Origin of the sequence: Streptomyces sp. NPDC102279, from assembly GCF_044766365.1 — a bacterium.
Classification (GTDB): Bacteria; Actinomycetota; Actinomycetes; order Streptomycetales; family Streptomycetaceae; genus Streptomyces.
The window spans coordinates 144,738-162,828 of sequence record NZ_JBIWLU010000016.1; the positions used below are offsets into that span (position 1 = coordinate 144,738).

The window sequence follows — 18,091 nt, forward strand, 5'->3', positions numbered from 1 at the left end:
CCCTCGGTCCGCGTCTCGCACGCGGGCCCTGGAGATCTGGCCAGCCGTAGCACCCCGCCTGCACCCGGAGCCCGCCATGCGACGCCACCCCAACCACCTGATCCGCAACCTCCTCATCGCCAGCCTGATCATCCTCGCCGCGATGCACCCCCACGCCACCCGGCAACTCGCCCGCCTCGGCACCGAGCTGGTCCTCACCATCGTCCAAGGCGCAGCAGACGGGGCCGCCGCCCACCCGGGTGCCGCGCTTCTCCTCGCCGGCGCCGCGTACCTCGCGCACCAGATCCGCACCCACCAGCCCCGCCCCGCAACCGCCCGCGCCTGACCCCAGCCCGGAGGCCACCACCATGCCCGCCCGCCCGTTCCGCCGGCCCACGAAAGCCGTCACCGAAAACGTCCACGGAGTCGACGTCACCTACGACGTCCCCGACAACACCCCCATCATCCGCATCCCCTTCAACCTCGACGCGATGCTGCGCCGCATCCTCTTCAGCATTGCCATCGCCATGACAGCCGGTGCGATCGTCTGGGGCACCGTCGCCATCGGCAGCATGCTCACCCTCCTCGCCCCACCGTGGGGCGCCTACCTCGTCGCCGGGATCTTCGACGCCGGGTGGGCGGGCTGCCTCATCGCCGAGTGGGTCCTGCGCTTCGACCACGCACGCGCGAGGATCCCCGCCGCGGTCGGCCTCGCCATGCTCGCCGTGTCCGTCGCCGCGATCATCATCGACGGGGCCCGAGCCCACGCGATCGCCATCGGCATCATCGGCGCCCTCGTCTCCGCCGCGGCGAAGGGCATGTGGGCCGTCGCGATGTACACGATCCGGATCAAGCTGGACCCGAAGTACGAGGCCTACCTCCGTGCCCGGCAGCAGCAGGCCGGCACCGAGCAGGCATTGGCCCTCGGCGAGCGAGACCGGGCACTCACCCACAACGCCACGGTGAAGCTGCGGCTCGCCTTGGAGGCGCAGCACGGCCCGTCCCGGCCGGTCGTGGACCAGCTCGTGAACCCGGTCCAGTCCACCCCGGTTCAGGCGCCCGACCAGCCGATGGACCAGGCGCCGCCCGCCCCCGAACCGGCCACGGTTCAGGCTGTCCAGGCCGGTCCGGACCGCCCGGTTCAGATCGATGACCAGGTCGGTGAACTGCTGCGCCGCCTCAAGCTCGGCGACCACATCACCAAGCGGCGTGCCACGGAAATCCTCGGCGTCTCGGAGTCCACCGCCTACCGGCGGCTCACCGAGGCGCAGCGCCTCCTCAACCAGTACCGCTGACCCGTCCGCCGGCCCGGCCCCCACCCTCGGGTGGGGGCCGCCGCGTCCCGCACCGGAGCCCCAGTGAAGATCACCCGCACCGACGTCGCCCTCACCATCGCCCTGCCCAGCCTCGTCTCTGGCGCTGCGCTCCTTGCTGACTGGCAGTACGCCGGCACCGCCACCGCCGTCGAGTTCATCGCAGCCGTCGCGGCCCACAAGGTCTCCTTCGCCAGCTTCGCGAAGAAGTGGTCACCTGCGCTGGCCTGGAGCAACCTCGCCGTCGGCGCCGCGTTCACCCAGGCCGCCATCACCGGGGCATTCGGAGCCGGACCCGCCGTGTACGCGTGGCTCTCAGGCATGGCCATCACCGCGGCCGCATGTGGCGTCTACCGGCACCACACACGCCACGACGAGATCAAAGTGGAGCAGGAGTCGGTGAAGCTCCAGACCGGGCTTGTCCGACTACAGATGGCCCACCACACGCTGGTCCAGAAGACCGCGCCCGAACCGGTCCAGGCCGGACCGGACCTGACCGGGCGGACCGTCGAAGAGACCAGGCTGCGGACCGTGGTCCACGAACTGTTCACCGCCGAACTCCCCGGCTGCATCGTGGAACGGACCAGGACCGGCTGGACTGCCGTCCTGGACCTGCCAGTGAACCTGGACCGGGCCAAGCTCCGGACCGCGTGGCCCAAGGTCGCCGGCGGGATGGGCGTGGCCGGGGAGTTCGCCCTCGATGACGGGCCGCTCACGAACCAGCTCATCGTCCGGTTCATCGACGGCGACCCCCTCGACCAGGTCATCCCCTACGTCCGGTCCACCGCCGGCCGGTTCACCGACCCGGTCCACCTCGGCGTGGACCGCTTCCTCGACCCGATCACCCTGGACATGGCCTACAACCACACCCTCGTCGCCGGATCCTCGAAGTTCGGGAAGTCCACCCTGGTCCGGTCCATCGCGGTCCAGCTCGCGGACCGGCCCGACACCGTGGTCTACGGGATGGACCTGAAGCCGGGCGCACCCGAACTCACCCCCATGGCGCCGATCCTCCAGGACGTGGCCGCCACCCCGGAACAGGCGCACGCCCTCCTCGACTGGCTCTCCGAAGAACTCGCCGAGCGCGGCGAGATCCTCGCCACCGCAGGCGACCAGGAATGGGACCCCGAGAAGCACGGCCGGCCCGCGATCTGGGTCATCGAAGACGAGTTGGCCGAGCTGGTCAGGCAGGGCGACGACGGCCTGTGGAAGAAGAACCCGGCGTCGAAGAAGCAGACGTCGCTCCTGGCACTGATGCGGTTCGCTGCCATGCACTTCCTGTCGGCGACTCAGCAGCCGTCTCGGAAGGTGTTCGGCGGGACCACCGACGCGCGCGGCAACTACGCGAACCGGCTGTCCACCCGCATGAACGATGCGGACCACCGGCGGTTCATCTTCGGCAACACCCCAGGCTGGGAGCCCGGGAAGCTGAACCAGCCGGGGAAGTTCCTCCTCCAGTCCCCGCTTCACCAGCAGCCTGCCCCGTACAAGGGGATGTGGCTGACCGGCGAGGAGTTCCGGGCGGAAGTGCGGCGCATCGGCGCGACCACCGTGCGGCCGCCGGTGGGGAGGCGGCTGATTCTGCCCGCGCCGGGCGAGTCGAAGCAGGAGCGGGTGCGGAACGCGCTGGCGAAGTACGGGAACTGCACGCGCCGTGAGTTGGAGTTGGCGACGGGGCTTGGGGAGAAGCAGGTGCTCGATGCGGCGCGGGCACTGCGCCCGGATGTCGAGCGCTGTGAGGACACGCAGACGTGGCGGATCGTCCAGTTGTCGGCGTGGGAGGCGCAGGCGGTCGCGAGTCCGTGAACGTGCAGGTCAGACAGCTTGTTCGGTGGGTCGGATGGGGGGTCGGATGGCGTGGCCGTGACGGGTCGGTGGCGCGGGCCGGGCCCGACGGGGTTTCCGACCCCGCCAGACAGCCCGCGGTGCCACACTGTGGGTTACGCGCCGGGTCGCGCCCGGCACGGCCTCGCCGCGGACTTCCCCCCTCGCGGCGAGGCCGGCCCCTATCCAGCAGAGGAACCGCCCGTGACCCAGCCCCAGCCTGTCTCGCGTCGGCCTCGTACTCCGCTCGCGCAGATCGACCCGCACAGCAAGACTGCCGCGCGTGCAGCCGGCCGGATGCGGGACATCCCCGGACGCCGCCCGGCCCAGCCGATCACCTTCGACTCGGCGCTGTAGCCGCCTGGTCCGCGCGGGCCCGGCTCGTCCCCCAGACGGGTCGGGCCTTCGCTGTTTCCCCGGCGGGCTGTCGGTGGCCGCGACTACGATCCCCGACACACCGAGTCCTGGGGGGACCATGACCAGCAACCTGCCGCCGATGCCCAGCACCCCGCCCGCGCCGACGCGCAGCAGACGCACCACGTGGATCATCGCCGCCGTCATCGCCGCCGCCCTGGCCATCGGAGGCGGCGCGTACTGGATCAGCCGCCCGTCCTACGACGACATCGTCAAGGACTGCCAGAAGGCCCTCATCGCGCAGACGAAGGCCGGCGGGAAGGGCAAGCCGTCCGCCTGTGAGGACGTGAAGGACGACGACTACACGGCGTTGGTCATGTCCAACGCCATCGACGGGATGTCGAAGAAGGACCGGGACATGCTGGACTACTACGACAACGGGACGATCGACGGCAGCATCGGCTGACGTTGGGCGCAGCGAGGCCCCGCACCGGAAGTCCGGGCGGGGCCTTCGTCATGCGGTGTCAGATACTGGTCACGATCCCCAGGGCGAAGACGATCACGAAGCAGATCAGTAGCGCCACCTTCACGGCGAGAACGCCGCCGATCACGCGCCCGAGCCACCGGTCTGCCATGGCCGCCCTCTCTCTGCGGGCCGCCGCGAAGCGTGCCGACGTCTGCGCTTCCGACTCGGCGGACCGTGTGCGGGTCGCACGGGCCTGCGCATCCACTCGCTCCTGCTGGCAGAACAGGGCCTCGCCCAACCCGTCGTTGACGATGGCCAGTTCACGGTGGAGGCGTCCCCCGCAGCGAGGGCAGTCTGTCAGCGCGTTGGTGGGGCAACATCCCGCGCACGGGCCGGCGGTGGCATGGGCGCTGCTCCAGCCCCAGCCGTCGTCTTGTCGGTGGCGCCATTGGAAGCGCGGCGTGGTGCTGCTCATCTGGCGGGCGTCTCGTCCGGGCGGTCGGCGTCCGGCGGGTAGTCGACGCAGTCCCTCGTGTGCTTGATCGCGACAGGCTTTCCGTCCGGCCCGGTGATGACGAGGCGGACGTCCAGGTTGTTGAACGTGGCGTGGCAGTGCGGGCAGTCGACGTCGCTCATGCGCTCTTCTCCTCGCTGCTCGACGGGCGCTCGCGTCGCTTCCGGTTGATGCGGTCGTGCATCAGCTCAATCAGCACGTCGGAGCGGGTGCGGCCGTCTTCGATGGTGGCGTCGAACTCCTTCAGCACCTGCGGTGGTGGGCGGAACGAGATCGGCTTGGTCTGGCCGGTGGCTGGCCTGGCCATGAGTCCTCCTAGGTGCGCGTATTACAGGAACCACTATTCACCTGCGCAAGCCTGTTGACAACCCCGCCGGTCGTGATGCATTCTCGTATTACAGAAACCGCATCACAGCAGGGGGATCAGCCGAGATGAACGCCAAGACCCGCACCCGCCGAAACGGCCTCCGCGCCTCAGCCACCACCACCAAGGCCCTCGGCTACCGCACCCTCTCCGGCATCATCGCCGCCCTCGTCGAGACCGGCCGGCTCATCCGCACCGGCGACTTCCTCGACCGCATCGGCGGCAACGACCTCCCCGACGGAAAGAAGTCCTGGTTCGGCCGCCACGTCGCCAAGGCATACCGCACCGCCACCGGACACGACGCCCCCAAGGTGTGGGCACAGCACCGCACCACCGGCAAGTGGATCCACGTCCACGTCTACGGCTCCATCGACGAGGCCCTGTACGCCGGCCTCTTCTCCTACAAGGGCACCCGCCACCTCCTCACCACGGAGGTCGCCTAGACCAACTTCCAGACGCGAGCGAAGAAGCCCAAGCCCACTTGCCCCGCCTGCGGCAAGAGCCCCGTCTACGCTCAGACGCAGTGTAAGCGCTGCTATATCGCGGCGCTGGAGTCCGGCGAGATCACGCGCGTCGGCAGTAGCAACACGCGGCCCGTAAAGGACCGGCTCCTGGCCAAGGTTCGCGCGGATGCGTCAGGCTGCTGGGTGTTTGAGGGATACATCAACCCGGGCGGCTACGGGGCCCTGCTTGACGACGACGGCCGGACGCGAACCGCGCACAGGATCTCGTACAAGGTCTTCGTCGGCCCCATCCTTGAAGGCCGCCAACTGGATCACCTGTGCCACACGTTCGACGAGAACTGCTCAGGCGGCCCCTCCTGTGCGCACCGCCGCTGCGTGAACCCGTCGCATCTGGAGCCCGTCACGCAACGGGAGAACAAGCTCAGGGGTGTCAGCTTCAGTGCCGTGAACGCGCTCAAGACGCGCTGCAAGAACGGGCACGAGTTCACTCCGCAGAACACGTACTACCGCTCTCCGACGCATCGCCAGTGCCGAACCTGCAACAGCGCCCAGGTCACCGCCTACAGGAAGCGCAAGCGCGCCTCCGCCTGACCCGAAGGAGACCCGATGGCCCACACGATCCGCTGCGCGCACGACGACTGCGACGACTGCTCCCTGCGTGCCGCCTTCAAGCCGACCACCTGGGAGCAGGAGGCCGCCGACCACCGGCGGTCCCTCGCCGCGGACGGATGGAGCGACGTGGAAGGCCGGGACTACTGCCCGGCCCACAAGCCCGCCTGACCCCGCGCACATCAGAGGGCCCGATCCCTGGTGACGCTCGACTTCGACGTGCAGTTCAACACCCTCTGACACTGAAGGCCCGCCCCAACCATCGGGGCGGGCCTTCACGTTTCACGAACTCGGCGGCCGCGGCGGGAGCGGCGCCGGCCTCTCGTGCGGATGCGGCGGTGTGGGCGTGGGCCCGATCCGTGCTTTCGCCATGGGGGTTGTCCTCCTCCGGGCTACCGCCCGTCGATTCATACCCTCAGGGTATTGAATCCGGTGCCGTCGCCGGTACCCACTCGTTCGTGTCACAACCCCGTCACACACCCCACACCCCAACACACCCACCCCTACGCTCACCCCTCACCACAACCCGCACAACTCAGGGGGAAGCATGGCCAACTGGAAACTCATCGGCGGCATCGCAGGCGGCGTCATCGTCCTCGGCGCCATCGGCAACGCCATCGACGGCAACGACAAGACCAGCCCGACATCCGGCAGCATCGCCAGCCCCACCACTAGCGGCCCGGCCGCGACGAGCGGCAGCAGCGACGACGCCAAGCCGGCCGACACGGAGAAGAAGACCCTTCCCAACTTCGTCGGCATGGGCCTGCAATCCGCGCAGGACAAAGCCCAAGCCGCCGGCTTCTACGGGCTCGACAGTCACGACTCCCTCGGCCGCGACCGGAACCAGTTCCTCGACCGGGACTGGAAGGTCTGCTCCCAAAAGCCCGCGGCCGGGAAGCCGGTGTCGACGGACACCACCATCGACTTCGGCACGGTGAAGCTCGCCGAGACCTGCCCGGCCACGGACCAGGCCGCGCTGGCTGCTGCGGGGAAGACGATGCCGAACTTCGCGGGGAAGGCGGTGAAGGTCGCGCGCGGTGCGCTCGACTCGGGGATGTCGATCACTGTCAACGATGCGACCGGGGAGGGCCGGTACATCCTGATGGAGTCGAACTGGAAGGTGTGCTCGCAGAAACCCGCGGCGGGCGCGGCGTTGAACGGGCAGCCGGTGACGTTCGGCGCGGTGAAGTTCGAGGAGTCCTGCCCCTGACACGCTGAGGGCCCGAAGCCGCCCCCGGCCTCGGGCCCTCTACCTCACCCCGTCGCCCCTCAGCGACGTTTCCCACCCCGCGCCTGCCGCGTGCGTGCGGCCTTGCGGGACATCCTGCTGCGCTGCACGTGGGTCCTGCCCGCGTTCGAGATCTCCGCAGCCCGGGTCTTCGTCAGCCCCCGGCGGCGCAATGCGCGATACACGGCGAAGCGGTTGCGGTACACGAAGCCGGCGCGACCGCCTCGGTCGGACACCATGCACGCCACCTCCTTGCGGACGGATCGAAGGCTGCAAGCCTTTCTCGCCTACGATTCAACGGTATCCGGTCAAGGAGGTGGAACACCATGCCCAACGCAGACGGCACCCCCTACAACCCCGCCGACGCACTCCGCAGCAGCAGCAACGGCCGCTTCCAACGCAACCCTGCCACCGCTCACCGCGACGCCGAAGCCGCCCGCCTCCGCAGCCAGGGCCGCACCTACCAGCAGATCGCCGACGAGCTGAAGTTCGGCCATCGCAAGGAAGCCCAGACCGCCGTCGACCGCGCCATCTCCGACGTCGTCCGCGAACCCGCCACGGCCGTCCTGCACTTCGAACTCGAACGCCTCGACGCCGAACTCGTCCGCCTCGACGCGCTCGAACTGCGGGTGCGGCAGGTCCTCGACGCCCGGCACATCACCGTCAACAACGGGCGAGTCATCGTCCACCCGGAGACCGGCGCACCGATGGAAGACGACGCGCCCGTACTCCAGGCCACCGACCGGCTGTTGAAAATCGAGGAAGCGCGCCGGCGAAACGGGGAGCGCCGCGCGAAGCTCACCGGCATCGAGGCCGCGGTGAAGGTTGATGCGACCGTCCACCAGGTCACCCAGCAGGATCTCGAACTCCAGGAGATGCTCCGCGACGCGAGGGCGAAGACCGCGCTGGAAGAGCAGCAGATCCGCGACGGCGCGGGCAGCGACGGCTGACCGTGACGACCGCGACCCGCACCGGCTACCTCGACGGGCTCGACGCCGAAACCTTCGACCTGCCCGCCTACCTCGCACAGTTCGACCCGCGGCTCCTCGCAGACCCTGAAGGCCGGCGCGTTCTCACCCGCCTCGACCCGCTGCTGTTCGCCCTGGTCTATCTCCGCCACCATCTCAAAGACGAAGACGGCGGCATCACCTTCGGCGACGCCCACCTCGACTGGTGCCGCGCCGCCCGCGCCTGGGTACGCCCCCCCTCCGGGCCGGCAGAGAACCGTGACGCGTACATTGCGCCCCGCAACACGGGCAAGACGACCTGGTGGTTCCTGCTCCTGCCGATGTGGGCGGCCGCGCACGGGCACGTCCGGTTCGCCGCCGCGTTCGCCTCCGCCGCGACCCAGGCGGAGCGCCACCTAAGCACCTTCAAGCGCGAGCTCGACGGGAACTCCCTGTTGCGCCGAGACTTCCCCGACCTCTGCTCCGCGGCACGCCGACTGTCCGGGGCGAATGTCGCGGACACCCAGAGCATGTACGTCGCGAAGTCCGGGTTCATCTTCGCCGCGCATGGCGTCGACTCCAGCTCACTGGGGTTGAAGGTCGAGGAGAAGCGGCCGGACCTGCTGCTGTGCGATGACGTGGAGCCGGACGAGGCGTCGTACTCGGCGGCTCTCGCAGCGAAGCGACTCACCACGCTCGTCGACGCGATCCTCCCGTTGAACATCTACGCCCGCGTGGTGATCTGCGGGACGGTCACCATGCCGGGGAGCATCATCCACCAGCTTGTGCGGGCCGCGAAGGGCGTCAACGTCGCGACTTGGATCCGCGAGGAAGGCATCCGAGCGCACCACAGCCTCCCGATCGTGGAACGCCCGGACGGCACGGAGCGGTCGATGTGGCCGGCGAAGTGGCCGATCGGCTACCTGCTGGAGATCAGGCACACCCGCAGCTACGCGAAGAACATGGCGAACGATCCGCTCGCTGCGGACGGGGCGTTGTGGACGCCGGACGACTTCCGCTACCCCGACGACAGCGCCGAGCCGGTCACGCACATGATGCTGTCGATCGACCCAGCGACCACCGCGAAGAAGGCGTCCGACTTCACCGGGCTGGCCGTGGTGTCGTGGTCGGCGCAGCATCGCCGCTGCACCGTGCACGCGGCGATGGCGCTGAAGGTCCGGCCCGGGCCGGAGCTCCGCGACCGGGTGCTCGCGCTGCTGGACGAGTTCCCTCGGATCGGTCTGGTGCTGATCGAGGTGAACCAGGGCGGCGACACGTGGCAGTCGGTGCTGCACGACATGCCGGTGAAGGTGAAGCCGGTGCATCAGACGGAGCCGAAGTTCGTGCGGGCGGAGGGGGTGCTCGGCTTGTACCAGCGGGGCCGGGTGCTGCATGCGCGGAAGCTGCCGGAGTTGGAGCAGCAGATGTGCACCTTCCCGAAGGGCCCGAACGACGACATGGTCGACGCGGTGGGGAGCGCGGTGCGTCGGTTCATCCCTCCGGTGCGGAAGGCGTCGCCGTCGGCGTCGAAGACTCCGTACACGTAGCAACTGGCATTCGTAGGTGAGGGCACATCGTGCGGGCCATGACGTAACCAGCCGGACCGTCTATCCTTCGATTCAAAGGTCACGGGTGGAGGATGCATTGGATGAAGAGGCGAACGCCCTCCGAGACGACCTCATGTACGGGATCCACGAACTCACCGAAGCCCGACCCCACTACGATCAAGCCGCCCTCTACTACGACGGCAAGGTCCCCGAAGTCTTCAGCTCCAACCGCATCCGCCGCGCCCTCGCCGCCCACAACATCGACTTCGACCTCAACTTCGCGAAGACGCCGGTCGACGCCGTCACCGACCGCCTGGAGATCGCAGGCGTCACCGGCAAGGACGACGCACAGACCGCGCTCATCTCCCAGATCTGGCAGGACAACCAGCTCGACCTGGAGATGCCCGACGTGTTCCGCCGGGCCGGCGAGTTCGGCGACGCCTACCTGATGGTCCTGCCCGTCGAAGACGACGACGACAAGACGGTGCGGGTCGAGATGTTCTACAACTCCCCGCAGACCGTCCGCATCATCTACGACGAGGAGAACCCCCGCCGCAAGGCGTTCACCGTCAAGCGCTGGTGCGAGGCGAAGCTCCAGCGGGCCGAGGTCCAGTACGACGGCCGCACCGTGCGCTGGACGACGGAAGCGAACGCGAGCGGCGCCGAACCCGGTGACTGGAAGCCGTGGCCGGCTGACCCGGAAGACCCCGAGTCGTGGATCATCGACAACGACTGGAACGAGCAGCCCACGTTCCACTTCCGCACCGACCGGCCCTACGGCACACCCGAGCACTACGCCGCCTACGGCCCGCAGAACGCGATCACCAAGCTGCAGGCCACCCACATGGGCACCGTCGACAGCCAAGGCTTCCCGCTGCGGTACGCGCTCACCGAGACCGCGAACACCGACACCAGCGACCTGGAACCAGGCGACTTCGACGACGAGGACTTCCCTCCGAACACCAACGGGGTCGGGCCCTCCGACTCCGGCGACGACAGCAGCCTCAAGGGCGGCCCCGGCGAACTCCTACTCCTGCGCGGCTTCAAGCAGGTCGGCCAGTTCGACGTCGCGCAGCCCGGCGTGTTCCTCGACCCGATCCAGTTCAACGTCCGCGCCATGGCCGTCATCACCACCACCCCGCTGCACCTGTTCGACCCGTCCGGCGAGCAGCCGTCCGGGCAGTCCGTCCGCGCGCAGGACGCCCCGTTCACCAGGAAGGTCACCAACCGGCAGCTGTCCTACGGTGCGACCCTGCGGGAGGCGCTCACGTTCGCGCTGCGCCGCCTGGGGGTGCCGGACCCGGTGGTGACCGTGCACTGGAAGCCGGCCGAGACCGTCGACGATGCCGAGGGCTGGGCCACCGTCAAGGCGAAGATCGAGGCAGGCGTGCCTCGCCGTCAGGCGCTCATGGAGGCCGGCTACCGGGCCGAGCAGGTCGACGCGTGGCTCACAGGTACGGACGACGCAGAACTCCAGCGCCGTGTCGACGTCCTCGCCTCCCTGGCCGACTCGGCGCAGAAGCTCGGCGCGGCGAAGACCCTCGGCGTCGTCACCGACGACCAGGTCGCGGCGCTCATGTCCGGCGCGATCGACGACCTCGAAGCCCTCGCCACTGCGCAGGAGACGGGCTGATGCCTTACTCCAGCGACCGCCTCATGAAGCTGGTCCAGGGCGAGCACACCGACGAGGTCATCGACCTGGAGGCCGGGATCGTCAGCCGGGCCCTGGCCGGCAGCGACCGGGCGTTCGAGGACCTGATCCGCACCACCCTCGCCGCATGGACGAAAGCGTTCGGCGGCCCCAACTACGAGGCCCTGCCCGGGGACCTGCTGCGGCGCATCCTCAACGCCGCCCGCGCGGCTGCCGCCCGGATCCTCGACGGGATCACGGAACGGGCGCCGGCAGCGCTCGCCGACGGCCTGCACCCTGCGGTCGCCCTGGGGGTGGCGCAGGGCGCGGCGTTCGTGGCTGCGGCGTCCGGGCGTCGGCGCCGCGCACCGAAGGTCCCCGCGGTGAGCCGCACGCTCCGGGACCAGGCCCGTCATCTCCGCGACTTGGTGGCCGACCGGCAGAAGCGGGCCGCGCACCTCCTCCACCCGGACCGGGTATCGCGCTGGTCCCACCTGCTGGCCGGGCTCGGCGCCGCCCGGGCCGCGCTGCCCGCGGTGCGTGCGCACATCGCGTGGGTCATCAACACTGCCGTCCACGAGGGGCTCGACGTGGTGGTGCAGGCGACGGCGCCGCTGCGGGTGTGGGTATCGGAGGCCGACGCGTGCGTGCGCTGCCTCGCCTACACCGGGCGGACCGTCAAGGCTGGAGAGGCGTTTCCGGGTGGCCTGTCGTGGGATCCCCGCCAGCGCCGCACCCGCGCGACCCCGGTGGAGGGGCCGCCGCTGCACTCGCACTGCCGATGCCGTGCCGTTCCCTGGGATGACGCGTGGACTACCGAGGGCGTGCCGTTCCCCCTGGCGCTGCAGCGGGAGGCGCACCGGTCGATCGGCTACGGCAACGGCCGGCCCTCCGAAACGCGGGCGGTCCGCCTGCGCGCCGCGCGGGAACTGCTCCGCACCGTCGACGACCTCCTGCCCGCAGTCGAAGCCACCGCCCGCACCGCAACCCGCACCGGCCGCTTCCCCGCCGCCGCCTAGACCCGGCGCCCGCCGATGGGCCGCCACCAACCCCGTGATGGGAGAACACCAGATGGGCATCCACACCAGCCAGCCGGCCGCAGGTATCAGCCTGCCGCCGGGCGCAATCCTCGGCTACCGCACCGACGGCCGTCCGATCCACGTCATCGCCGGCGGAGCCGAGGACGACGCCCCGGACGTTGAGGTCGAGGACGCTCCGGAGGCGGAGCCCGAGCCGGACCTCGAACCGGAAGCGGAGCCCGACGAGGCGCCGAAGCCGAAGCCTCCAGCCAAGAAGGACGACAAGGCCGACGACTTCACGCCCCCGTCGAAGGACGAGTGGGCGCGCACGCAGGCCGCGTTGAAGAAGGCCAACGAGGACGGGAAGCGGCACCGGCTCCGCAACAAGGAGCTGGAGGACAAGGTCCGCGGCGACGAGACCGAGCACGAGAAAGCTTTGCGCGAGGCACGCGAAGAGGGCGAGAAGCGATTCCGCGAGCCGATGAAGAAGGCCGGGATCCGCGCCGCGCTCGCCGAGGCCGGGTTCTCCACGCCGGACCGGCTGATGAAGCTCGTCGACTGGGACTCGGTCAGCGTCGACGACGAGGGTGAACTCATCGGCGCCGAGGCGGAGGTCGACCGGATCAAGTCCGACTACCCGGAGTTCTTGCCGCAGGACAAGCCGAAGGCGAAGGCCCGGCCGACGGGCGCACCGAAGACGGCAGCCGTGGAGAAGCCCAAGAGCACGGCGGAACAGCACGCGAACCGGATCCTGGGTAGGGCTTGACCTCCCGAGGTATATTCATCACCAGGTGAATTACCCCGGTGATCGGGGCAGGCCACCGCCCTTGCTTGCGAAGGCGCCCGTGATGGGGCCCGAGCCCACCAGCTTCCCCATCACGACGCCCGCAGGAGGGCACAGTGGCACGCAACACGATGGAGGCGTGGCTCCCCGAAGAGTGGGAGACCTCCAAGGTCGTTCAGTCCATCACCCAGATCTCCGCGGTCGAGGCCCTCGCCTCCCGCATCACCATGGGATCCGACACCAAGCACGTCCCGCGCACCGCGGGCATGGGCGTCGACGTCGTCGCCAAGGGCGGCGCCTACGGTGAGGACGTCTCCCTCAACGACGAAGTCCTCCTCACCGCGCGTAAGTTCGGCAAGGCTGCTCGCCTGGCGGAAGAGGACATCGACGACTCGGTGGCCAACGTCATCGAGGCGAAGATGATCGGCTGGGGCAAGTCCTACGCCAAGATGATCGACAACGCGTCCCTCGCGGTGTCCGCCGCGGAGAACGGCACGACCATCCCGTTCACCAGCCTCTACCAGCTGCTGAACACCACGGACTCCGGCCTCAGCTACACCGGTGGCACGAACATCACCACCGCCGCGTCGGCCGGCCTGCCGTCCTACACCGAGTTCTCCACCGCGGTCGGCAACATCGAGTCCGGCGACTACTTCGACCCGGGCAACATGTACGCGATCGCCCACCCGGCGTTCCGCAAGTCGCTCCGCGGGGTCCTCGACACGCAGAACCGGCCGATCTTCCTCGAAGGTCTGAACGGAACCCCTGACACCATCTTCGGTGTCCAGGTCCGCTGGTCCCTCGGCGCGAAGGTGTCCGCGACCGCGACGTCCGCCCCGACCGGCCGTCCGATCATGGCGTTCGTCAACCCGGAGCTGATGCTCCTCGGCGTCCGCTCCGGCCCCGAGTCCGTGTTCATCGACGGGCGCGACGGCCTGTCCGCGCTGACGGACGAGTCGATCCTGAAGATGCGTGCCCGCCGCGCCTGGGCCTACGGCCACCCCAACGGCGCCAGCATCCTCGTCGGCTGACCCACCCCCTGTGACCCCCGTACCGCTTCCATGGCTGGGCGGTACGGGCCACCGGTAGGAGGTGAGCCATGGCAGCGAGGAAGACCACCAGCAGCAAGACCGAGGCCGACAAGCCCACCGAGGAGCAGCTGCGGAAGCAGCAGTTCCCCGCGAAGGCCGGCGCCCCGGACGTCGAGGTCGACGAACGATCCCCCGACGGTTCGACTGGCACTCGTCATGAGAAGGAGTTCGTCGTCCTCGGCGATCACTGGACGGGCGAGGACTACCAGCACGAGGCGAACAAGGCCGCCGTCGCCAACGAGGCGATCCAGCGTGGGCTCCACCCGCGTGGCGACGTGTCGTTCGACGGGGCCGAGGACCACCCGGACGGGCTGTCGCTGACGCTGGCCTACTCGGTGGAGACGGTGCCCTCCTCGATCGACCACCGGCCGGAGGACACCACCACACCCCGCGACGTGATCGTGGGCGACGGCGGCGACACCAGCAGCAGCAAGGCTGAGGCCTAGTCATGGTCGACGCCTGGGCTACTGCGCAGCAGGTCATCGACACCACGGGTGTCTCGGTGACCGATACGCAGCTTGCCCAGGCGCAGTCGGACATTGAGATCTTCAGCAACCGTATCTACCCCGATGGGGAGCGGATGCGGACGCGGGACCTCTACTGGCTGGGCCAGGCCGTCGCCCGACAAGCCGCGTGGCAGGCAGGCCAGTTCGGGCTGGAGACGCGGCTGGATGCCACGCAGATCCAGCAAGACCAGGTCTCCTCCACGCTGACGGGCGACGGCCTGGTCCTCGCACCCATGGCTGCTCGCGCGTTGCGCCGCGTGTCGTGGATGCGGTCCCGGACCGTCCACATCCGCTCCGCGTTCGAGAGCGCACGCCCGGTCGGGAATCCGCTGTCGGACGGGTCCGACGACTCGCAGGTCTGGGCCCCGTACCCGGGGGGTGCGTGATGCAGGCCATCGCCACCACCAAGGTCAGCATCCTTCGTGGCGTCACCACCGACGCCTACGGAGACGAGCAGGACACCGACACCGCCATCAGTACGGGCATCCCTGCCTCGCTGACGGAGCAGTCCCGGCGGGTCACCACCCGCGACGACCCCACCCCCCGCATCGTCCGCTACGCCGTCGCCCGTGTCCCGGCCCGCACAGACGTGCTGGACCAGGACCGGGTCCGTGACGAGCGGACCGGCGCCACCTACATCGTCGACGCCGTCTCCTCGATGGCGAACCCCACGGCCGTGCCGGACATTCGGCTCGACCTGCGACGCACCACCTGACAACAGCATCGGCCACTTGTGCCCGGGGAGACCGGGCCCGGCCAGCACGACACCACCTTCGGAGAGGAGGCGGCCATGGCGCGATCCGGTGTGCGCATCGACCCCAGCGCGCGAGCGCACGTTGACGCGGCGATCAACGACTGGATGCAGGACGTCATCGGCGACGCCATCCTCGGAGACGCCCGCTCCTACGTCCACAAAAGGTCCGGCCGCCTCCACGACTCCCTCCGCGCCGAATGCCACGACAAGGTGCTGCGCGTCGGCTCGTTGGACTGCAACTACGCCACCGACGTCGAACTCGGCACCGCACCGCACGTCATCCTCCCCCGCAACAAGAAGGCCCTGTACTGGCCCGGCGCCGACCACCCGGTCGCGAAGGTCAACCACCCCGGCACCGCACCTGCCCCGTACTTGCGGCCCGCCCTCTACCAGCGGAGGACGGCATGACGACACCCGTGCTGCGCGCCACCCCCGAACTCGTCGCCACCGCATGGCTGAAGACAGTCGTCGGGGACTGCGTCGCCACCACCCTCCCCAAGCCCAGCAGCGACGGCACCCTCGGCTGGACTGACACCGGGTTCGTCACCCTCGTCGGCGTGGGCGGCAGCCCGAACATGTACGTCCCGCTCCGCGACCCCGTCATGGGCCTGTCCTGCTGGGCAGCCAACCCCGGCTCGCAGAAACCGCCGTGGGGGAAAGCCTCCAACCTGGCAGAGACGATCGTCGCCGCAACGCTCGACCACCCGAACGTCCCGAAGACGACGCTCGCCCTGCCTGGCGACTACCCGAACGTGCAGGTCAAGTCCGCCTACACCACCGGCGACCCGCGCCGGATCAACGACGACGCCTCCTCCTACGCCCGCTACGACATCCCCGGCCTCGTCATCGCCTGGACGGAGCTGCCCACATGAGCCGCTACGCCATCCAAGACGCCAACCTTGGCGGCGACCTCGCGACCTGGAACGGGCGCGTCATCGTCCACGACTCCCGTGGCGAGCTGGAGTTCCTCCTCACCGGAGACATCCGCATCGTCGAGTGTCCGCGCAGCCTCCCTCCCGAGCAGACCATCGAGCTCCGCTTCCACCCGCACTTCGCGCACCACCAGTTCCCGATCCGGAGAGAGGCCTACCAGTGAGTCACAAGGTCCGCACCACCATGCGCCCCGACGAGGAGATCGAAGTCGGCAACGCCGAGTACCTCGACCTGCAGCGGCAGGGCCTCCTCGTAGGGGACTCCGCCAACGAGGACGTGCCGCCCGCGACCGCGGCCCCGGCTCCGCCGAAGACGCCCGAGGCGCCTCGGAAGACCAGCACCAGCAAGGAGAGCTGACGATGGCCGTCACCGCCACCAACCTCATCCAGGGCCCGGCAACCCTCTACCAGGGCGCCTTCGGAGCCCTGGAGCCCACCGACACCGCCGTCAACACCACCCCGGCCGCGTCCGCATGGACCGACCTCGGCGGCACACAGGACGGCGTCAAGCTCGCCATCGACCAGACGTACTCCGAGCTGGAAGTCGACCAGATCACCCTCCGCGTCGGGTCCCGCCTGACCAAGGCCGACTTCACCATCGAGACCAGCCTCGCCGAGGCCACCCTGGAAAACCTGTCCATGGTCCTCAACGGGGGCACCGCCGCATCCGGCGCCGGCTGGAAGAGCCTCGACCCCATCGTCACCAGCTCGGCAACCCAGCCGAACTACTTCGCCACCATCCTCGACGGCTACGCCCCACAGCAGTTCCGGCGCCGCGTCATCGCCCGCAAGGTCCTCAACGTCGACTCCGCCGAGCTGGCGTACACGAAGGACAAGCAGACGCTGATCCCCGTCAAGCTCGCCGGCCACTACGTCAGCGAGGCCGTCAAGCCGTTCCACATCGTCGACCAGACCACCTAGTAGCCGGTCGGCCCTCACCCCTGCCCATCACGAGGAGCACCACCCATGGCATCCACCAGCCCGTCCCCCGCCCGTACCCGCCAGGCCGCCGCGGCACGAAAGCGTGCCGCGGCCAAGCCGACCGCCACCGACCCGCTTACCGAGTTCGAACCGATCCGCATCCCCGGCGACGACGAAGTCGAGGAAGACCGCATCCCGCTCTTCTACATCGGCGACGTCGAGTACACGATCCCCCGCGAGGTCCCGCCCGGCGCAGCACTGCAATACCTGCGCCAGGCACGGGAGTCCGGCCACGACCTCGCCACTCCGCCGCTCCTGATCCGCGTCCTCGGCGAGGACGCCTACATGGCGCTGGAGCAGTCGAAGGCCGTGACGGAGCAACAGCTGGAGAAGATCGTGCAGCTGATCGTCGACCTCGCCCTCGGCCAGAAGGAGAAGGAGAAGGAGGGGGGAAAAGCGCGTGGCTGACGATCCTGGATGACTGGGTCCTCACCGTCTCGTGGATCGACGTAGTCCCGTCACGAGTGGACCAAGTCATGTGGGTCCTCGACCACGTCGACGATCTCGACGCCGACTTCCTCGCCATCTACGGACTCGACCTTGAGCACGTCGAGATCAGCAGCCGCCGCTACTTCGCCCTCGCCTACCGGCTCCCCGCCTACCAAGGCGTGATGGCCGCCCGCGTCGACGACGAACGAGATGACCAACCGCAGGCCAGCAGCACCCCAACCCGCACGCAGGACGCGCCACCCAGGCGCGGCAGCGGTGAGACCACCGAGGTCTCACTGACCCAGTTCCGGATGCAGTTCCCGGATCTCGTGAGCGTGGCACAGGGAGGGTAGGAC

28 protein-coding genes are annotated in these 18,091 nt (G+C 69.3%); 25 read left to right on the forward strand and 3 right to left on the reverse strand.

Annotation, left to right across the window (positions count from 1 at the left end):
* Positions 1 to 76: 76 nt before the first annotated feature.
* From ACIRQH_RS34890 to ACIRQH_RS34910, 5 genes are all read left to right on the forward strand, one after another.
* Positions 77 to 325 carry a hypothetical protein gene (locus tag ACIRQH_RS34890; protein ID WP_404228891.1) on the forward strand — a complete coding sequence of 83 codons (249 nt, stop codon included), beginning with the start codon at positions 77 to 79 and terminating at the stop codon, positions 323 to 325.
* A 22-nt stretch (positions 326 to 347) separates the two neighbouring features.
* The gene (locus tag ACIRQH_RS34895; RefSeq protein ID WP_404228894.1) at positions 348 to 1,274 is read left to right on the forward strand and encodes a hypothetical protein; all 927 of its coding nucleotides are present in this window, start codon (positions 348 to 350) and stop codon (positions 1,272 to 1,274) included.
* A 63-nt stretch (positions 1,275 to 1,337) separates the two neighbouring features.
* Positions 1,338 to 3,098 (forward strand): FtsK/SpoIIIE domain-containing protein, encoded by a 1,761-nt coding sequence (locus ACIRQH_RS34900; RefSeq protein ID WP_404228897.1) that lies wholly within the window; start codon positions 1,338 to 1,340, stop codon positions 3,096 to 3,098.
* A 222-nt stretch (positions 3,099 to 3,320) separates the two neighbouring features.
* Positions 3,321 to 3,473 (forward strand): hypothetical protein, encoded by a 153-nt coding sequence (locus tag ACIRQH_RS34905; protein WP_404228900.1) that lies wholly within the window; start codon positions 3,321 to 3,323, stop codon positions 3,471 to 3,473.
* A 118-nt stretch (positions 3,474 to 3,591) separates the two neighbouring features.
* Positions 3,592 to 3,936: a hypothetical protein gene (locus tag ACIRQH_RS34910; protein ID WP_404228902.1), complete on the forward strand. Its 345-nt coding sequence runs from the start codon at positions 3,592 to 3,594 to the stop codon at positions 3,934 to 3,936.
* 58 nt (positions 3,937 to 3,994) lie between these two features.
* Here ACIRQH_RS34910 and ACIRQH_RS34915 read toward each other — a convergent pair whose 3' ends face one another.
* The 3 genes from ACIRQH_RS34915 to ACIRQH_RS34925 are packed head-to-tail and all read right to left on the reverse strand — an operon-like array spanning position 3,995 to position 4,757.
* Positions 3,995 to 4,411, reverse strand: coding sequence for a hypothetical protein (locus ACIRQH_RS34915; RefSeq protein ID WP_404228905.1), 417 nt, complete (start codon positions 4,409 to 4,411; stop codon positions 3,995 to 3,997).
* The gene (locus ACIRQH_RS34920; RefSeq protein ID WP_404228908.1) at positions 4,408 to 4,572 is read right to left on the reverse strand and encodes a hypothetical protein; all 165 of its coding nucleotides are present in this window, start codon (positions 4,570 to 4,572) and stop codon (positions 4,408 to 4,410) included. The genes ACIRQH_RS34915 and ACIRQH_RS34920 overlap by 4 nt, the downstream gene beginning before the upstream one ends.
* The gene (locus ACIRQH_RS34925) at positions 4,569 to 4,757 is read right to left on the reverse strand and encodes a hypothetical protein (protein WP_404228910.1); all 189 of its coding nucleotides are present in this window, start codon (positions 4,755 to 4,757) and stop codon (positions 4,569 to 4,571) included. The genes ACIRQH_RS34920 and ACIRQH_RS34925 overlap by 4 nt, the downstream gene beginning before the upstream one ends.
* A gap of 125 nt (positions 4,758 to 4,882) precedes the next feature.
* Here ACIRQH_RS34925 and ACIRQH_RS34930 point away from each other — a divergent pair, with 125 nt between their 5' ends.
* From ACIRQH_RS34930 to ACIRQH_RS35025, 20 genes are all read left to right on the forward strand, one after another.
* Complete coding sequence (locus ACIRQH_RS34930) at positions 4,883 to 5,257, forward strand: hypothetical protein (protein ID WP_404228913.1); 375 nt, start codon at positions 4,883 to 4,885, stop codon at positions 5,255 to 5,257.
* A gap of 204 nt (positions 5,258 to 5,461) precedes the next feature.
* A complete protein-coding gene (locus ACIRQH_RS34935) occupies positions 5,462 to 5,869 on the forward strand; it encodes a hypothetical protein (protein WP_404228915.1) in 408 nt (135 codons plus the stop codon).
* Between the two features lie 15 nt (positions 5,870 to 5,884).
* Positions 5,885 to 6,058, forward strand: coding sequence for a hypothetical protein (locus ACIRQH_RS34940; RefSeq protein ID WP_404228918.1), 174 nt, complete (start codon positions 5,885 to 5,887; stop codon positions 6,056 to 6,058).
* Between the two features lie 376 nt (positions 6,059 to 6,434).
* Positions 6,435 to 7,097 (forward strand): PASTA domain-containing protein, encoded by a 663-nt coding sequence (locus ACIRQH_RS34945; RefSeq protein ID WP_404228920.1) that lies wholly within the window; start codon positions 6,435 to 6,437, stop codon positions 7,095 to 7,097.
* A 344-nt stretch (positions 7,098 to 7,441) separates the two neighbouring features.
* On the forward strand, positions 7,442 to 8,065 hold the full coding sequence (locus tag ACIRQH_RS34950; protein WP_404228922.1) for a hypothetical protein: 624 nt from the start codon (positions 7,442 to 7,444) through the stop codon (positions 8,063 to 8,065).
* A 2-nt stretch (positions 8,066 to 8,067) separates the two neighbouring features.
* A complete protein-coding gene (locus ACIRQH_RS34955; protein WP_404228924.1) occupies positions 8,068 to 9,609 on the forward strand; it encodes a hypothetical protein in 1,542 nt (513 codons plus the stop codon).
* A gap of 97 nt (positions 9,610 to 9,706) precedes the next feature.
* On the forward strand, positions 9,707 to 11,242 hold the full coding sequence (locus tag ACIRQH_RS34960; protein WP_404228927.1) for a phage portal protein: 1,536 nt from the start codon (positions 9,707 to 9,709) through the stop codon (positions 11,240 to 11,242).
* Positions 11,242 to 12,258: a hypothetical protein gene (locus tag ACIRQH_RS34965; protein ID WP_404228929.1), complete on the forward strand. Its 1,017-nt coding sequence runs from the start codon at positions 11,242 to 11,244 to the stop codon at positions 12,256 to 12,258. Before ACIRQH_RS34960 ends, ACIRQH_RS34965 begins: the two co-directional genes overlap by 1 nt.
* A 37-nt stretch (positions 12,259 to 12,295) precedes the next feature.
* Positions 12,296 to 13,024: a phage scaffolding protein gene (locus ACIRQH_RS34970; RefSeq protein ID WP_404228931.1), complete on the forward strand. Its 729-nt coding sequence runs from the start codon at positions 12,296 to 12,298 to the stop codon at positions 13,022 to 13,024.
* A 134-nt stretch (positions 13,025 to 13,158) separates the two neighbouring features.
* Complete coding sequence (locus ACIRQH_RS34975; RefSeq protein WP_404228934.1) at positions 13,159 to 14,073, forward strand: phage major capsid protein; 915 nt, start codon at positions 13,159 to 13,161, stop codon at positions 14,071 to 14,073.
* A gap of 68 nt (positions 14,074 to 14,141) precedes the next feature.
* Positions 14,142 to 14,579: a hypothetical protein gene (locus ACIRQH_RS34980; protein ID WP_404228936.1), complete on the forward strand. Its 438-nt coding sequence runs from the start codon at positions 14,142 to 14,144 to the stop codon at positions 14,577 to 14,579.
* Positions 14,580 to 14,581: 2 nt separating this feature from the next.
* Complete coding sequence (locus ACIRQH_RS34985; protein ID WP_404228939.1) at positions 14,582 to 15,025, forward strand: hypothetical protein; 444 nt, start codon at positions 14,582 to 14,584, stop codon at positions 15,023 to 15,025.
* Complete coding sequence (locus ACIRQH_RS34990; protein ID WP_404228942.1) at positions 15,025 to 15,354, forward strand: hypothetical protein; 330 nt, start codon at positions 15,025 to 15,027, stop codon at positions 15,352 to 15,354. Before ACIRQH_RS34985 ends, ACIRQH_RS34990 begins: the two co-directional genes overlap by 1 nt.
* A 75-nt stretch (positions 15,355 to 15,429) precedes the next feature.
* On the forward strand, positions 15,430 to 15,801 hold the full coding sequence (locus tag ACIRQH_RS34995) for a hypothetical protein (protein WP_404228944.1): 372 nt from the start codon (positions 15,430 to 15,432) through the stop codon (positions 15,799 to 15,801).
* A complete protein-coding gene (locus ACIRQH_RS35000) occupies positions 15,798 to 16,265 on the forward strand; it encodes a hypothetical protein (protein ID WP_404228946.1) in 468 nt (155 codons plus the stop codon). Before ACIRQH_RS34995 ends, ACIRQH_RS35000 begins: the two co-directional genes overlap by 4 nt.
* Positions 16,262 to 16,489, forward strand: a complete 228-nt coding sequence (locus ACIRQH_RS35005; RefSeq protein ID WP_404228949.1) for a hypothetical protein — start codon at positions 16,262 to 16,264, stop codon at positions 16,487 to 16,489. Before ACIRQH_RS35000 ends, ACIRQH_RS35005 begins: the two co-directional genes overlap by 4 nt.
* The gene (locus ACIRQH_RS35010; protein WP_404228952.1) at positions 16,486 to 16,683 is read left to right on the forward strand and encodes a hypothetical protein; all 198 of its coding nucleotides are present in this window, start codon (positions 16,486 to 16,488) and stop codon (positions 16,681 to 16,683) included. The genes ACIRQH_RS35005 and ACIRQH_RS35010 overlap by 4 nt, the downstream gene beginning before the upstream one ends.
* A gap of 2 nt (positions 16,684 to 16,685) precedes the next feature.
* A complete protein-coding gene (locus ACIRQH_RS35015; RefSeq protein WP_404228955.1) occupies positions 16,686 to 17,246 on the forward strand; it encodes a hypothetical protein in 561 nt (186 codons plus the stop codon).
* A gap of 45 nt (positions 17,247 to 17,291) precedes the next feature.
* Positions 17,292 to 17,714: a hypothetical protein gene (locus tag ACIRQH_RS35020; RefSeq protein ID WP_404228957.1), complete on the forward strand. Its 423-nt coding sequence runs from the start codon at positions 17,292 to 17,294 to the stop codon at positions 17,712 to 17,714.
* 68 nt (positions 17,715 to 17,782) lie between these two features.
* Positions 17,783 to 18,088: a hypothetical protein gene (locus tag ACIRQH_RS35025; RefSeq protein ID WP_404228960.1), complete on the forward strand. Its 306-nt coding sequence runs from the start codon at positions 17,783 to 17,785 to the stop codon at positions 18,086 to 18,088.
* Positions 18,089 to 18,091: the final 3 nt, after the last annotated feature.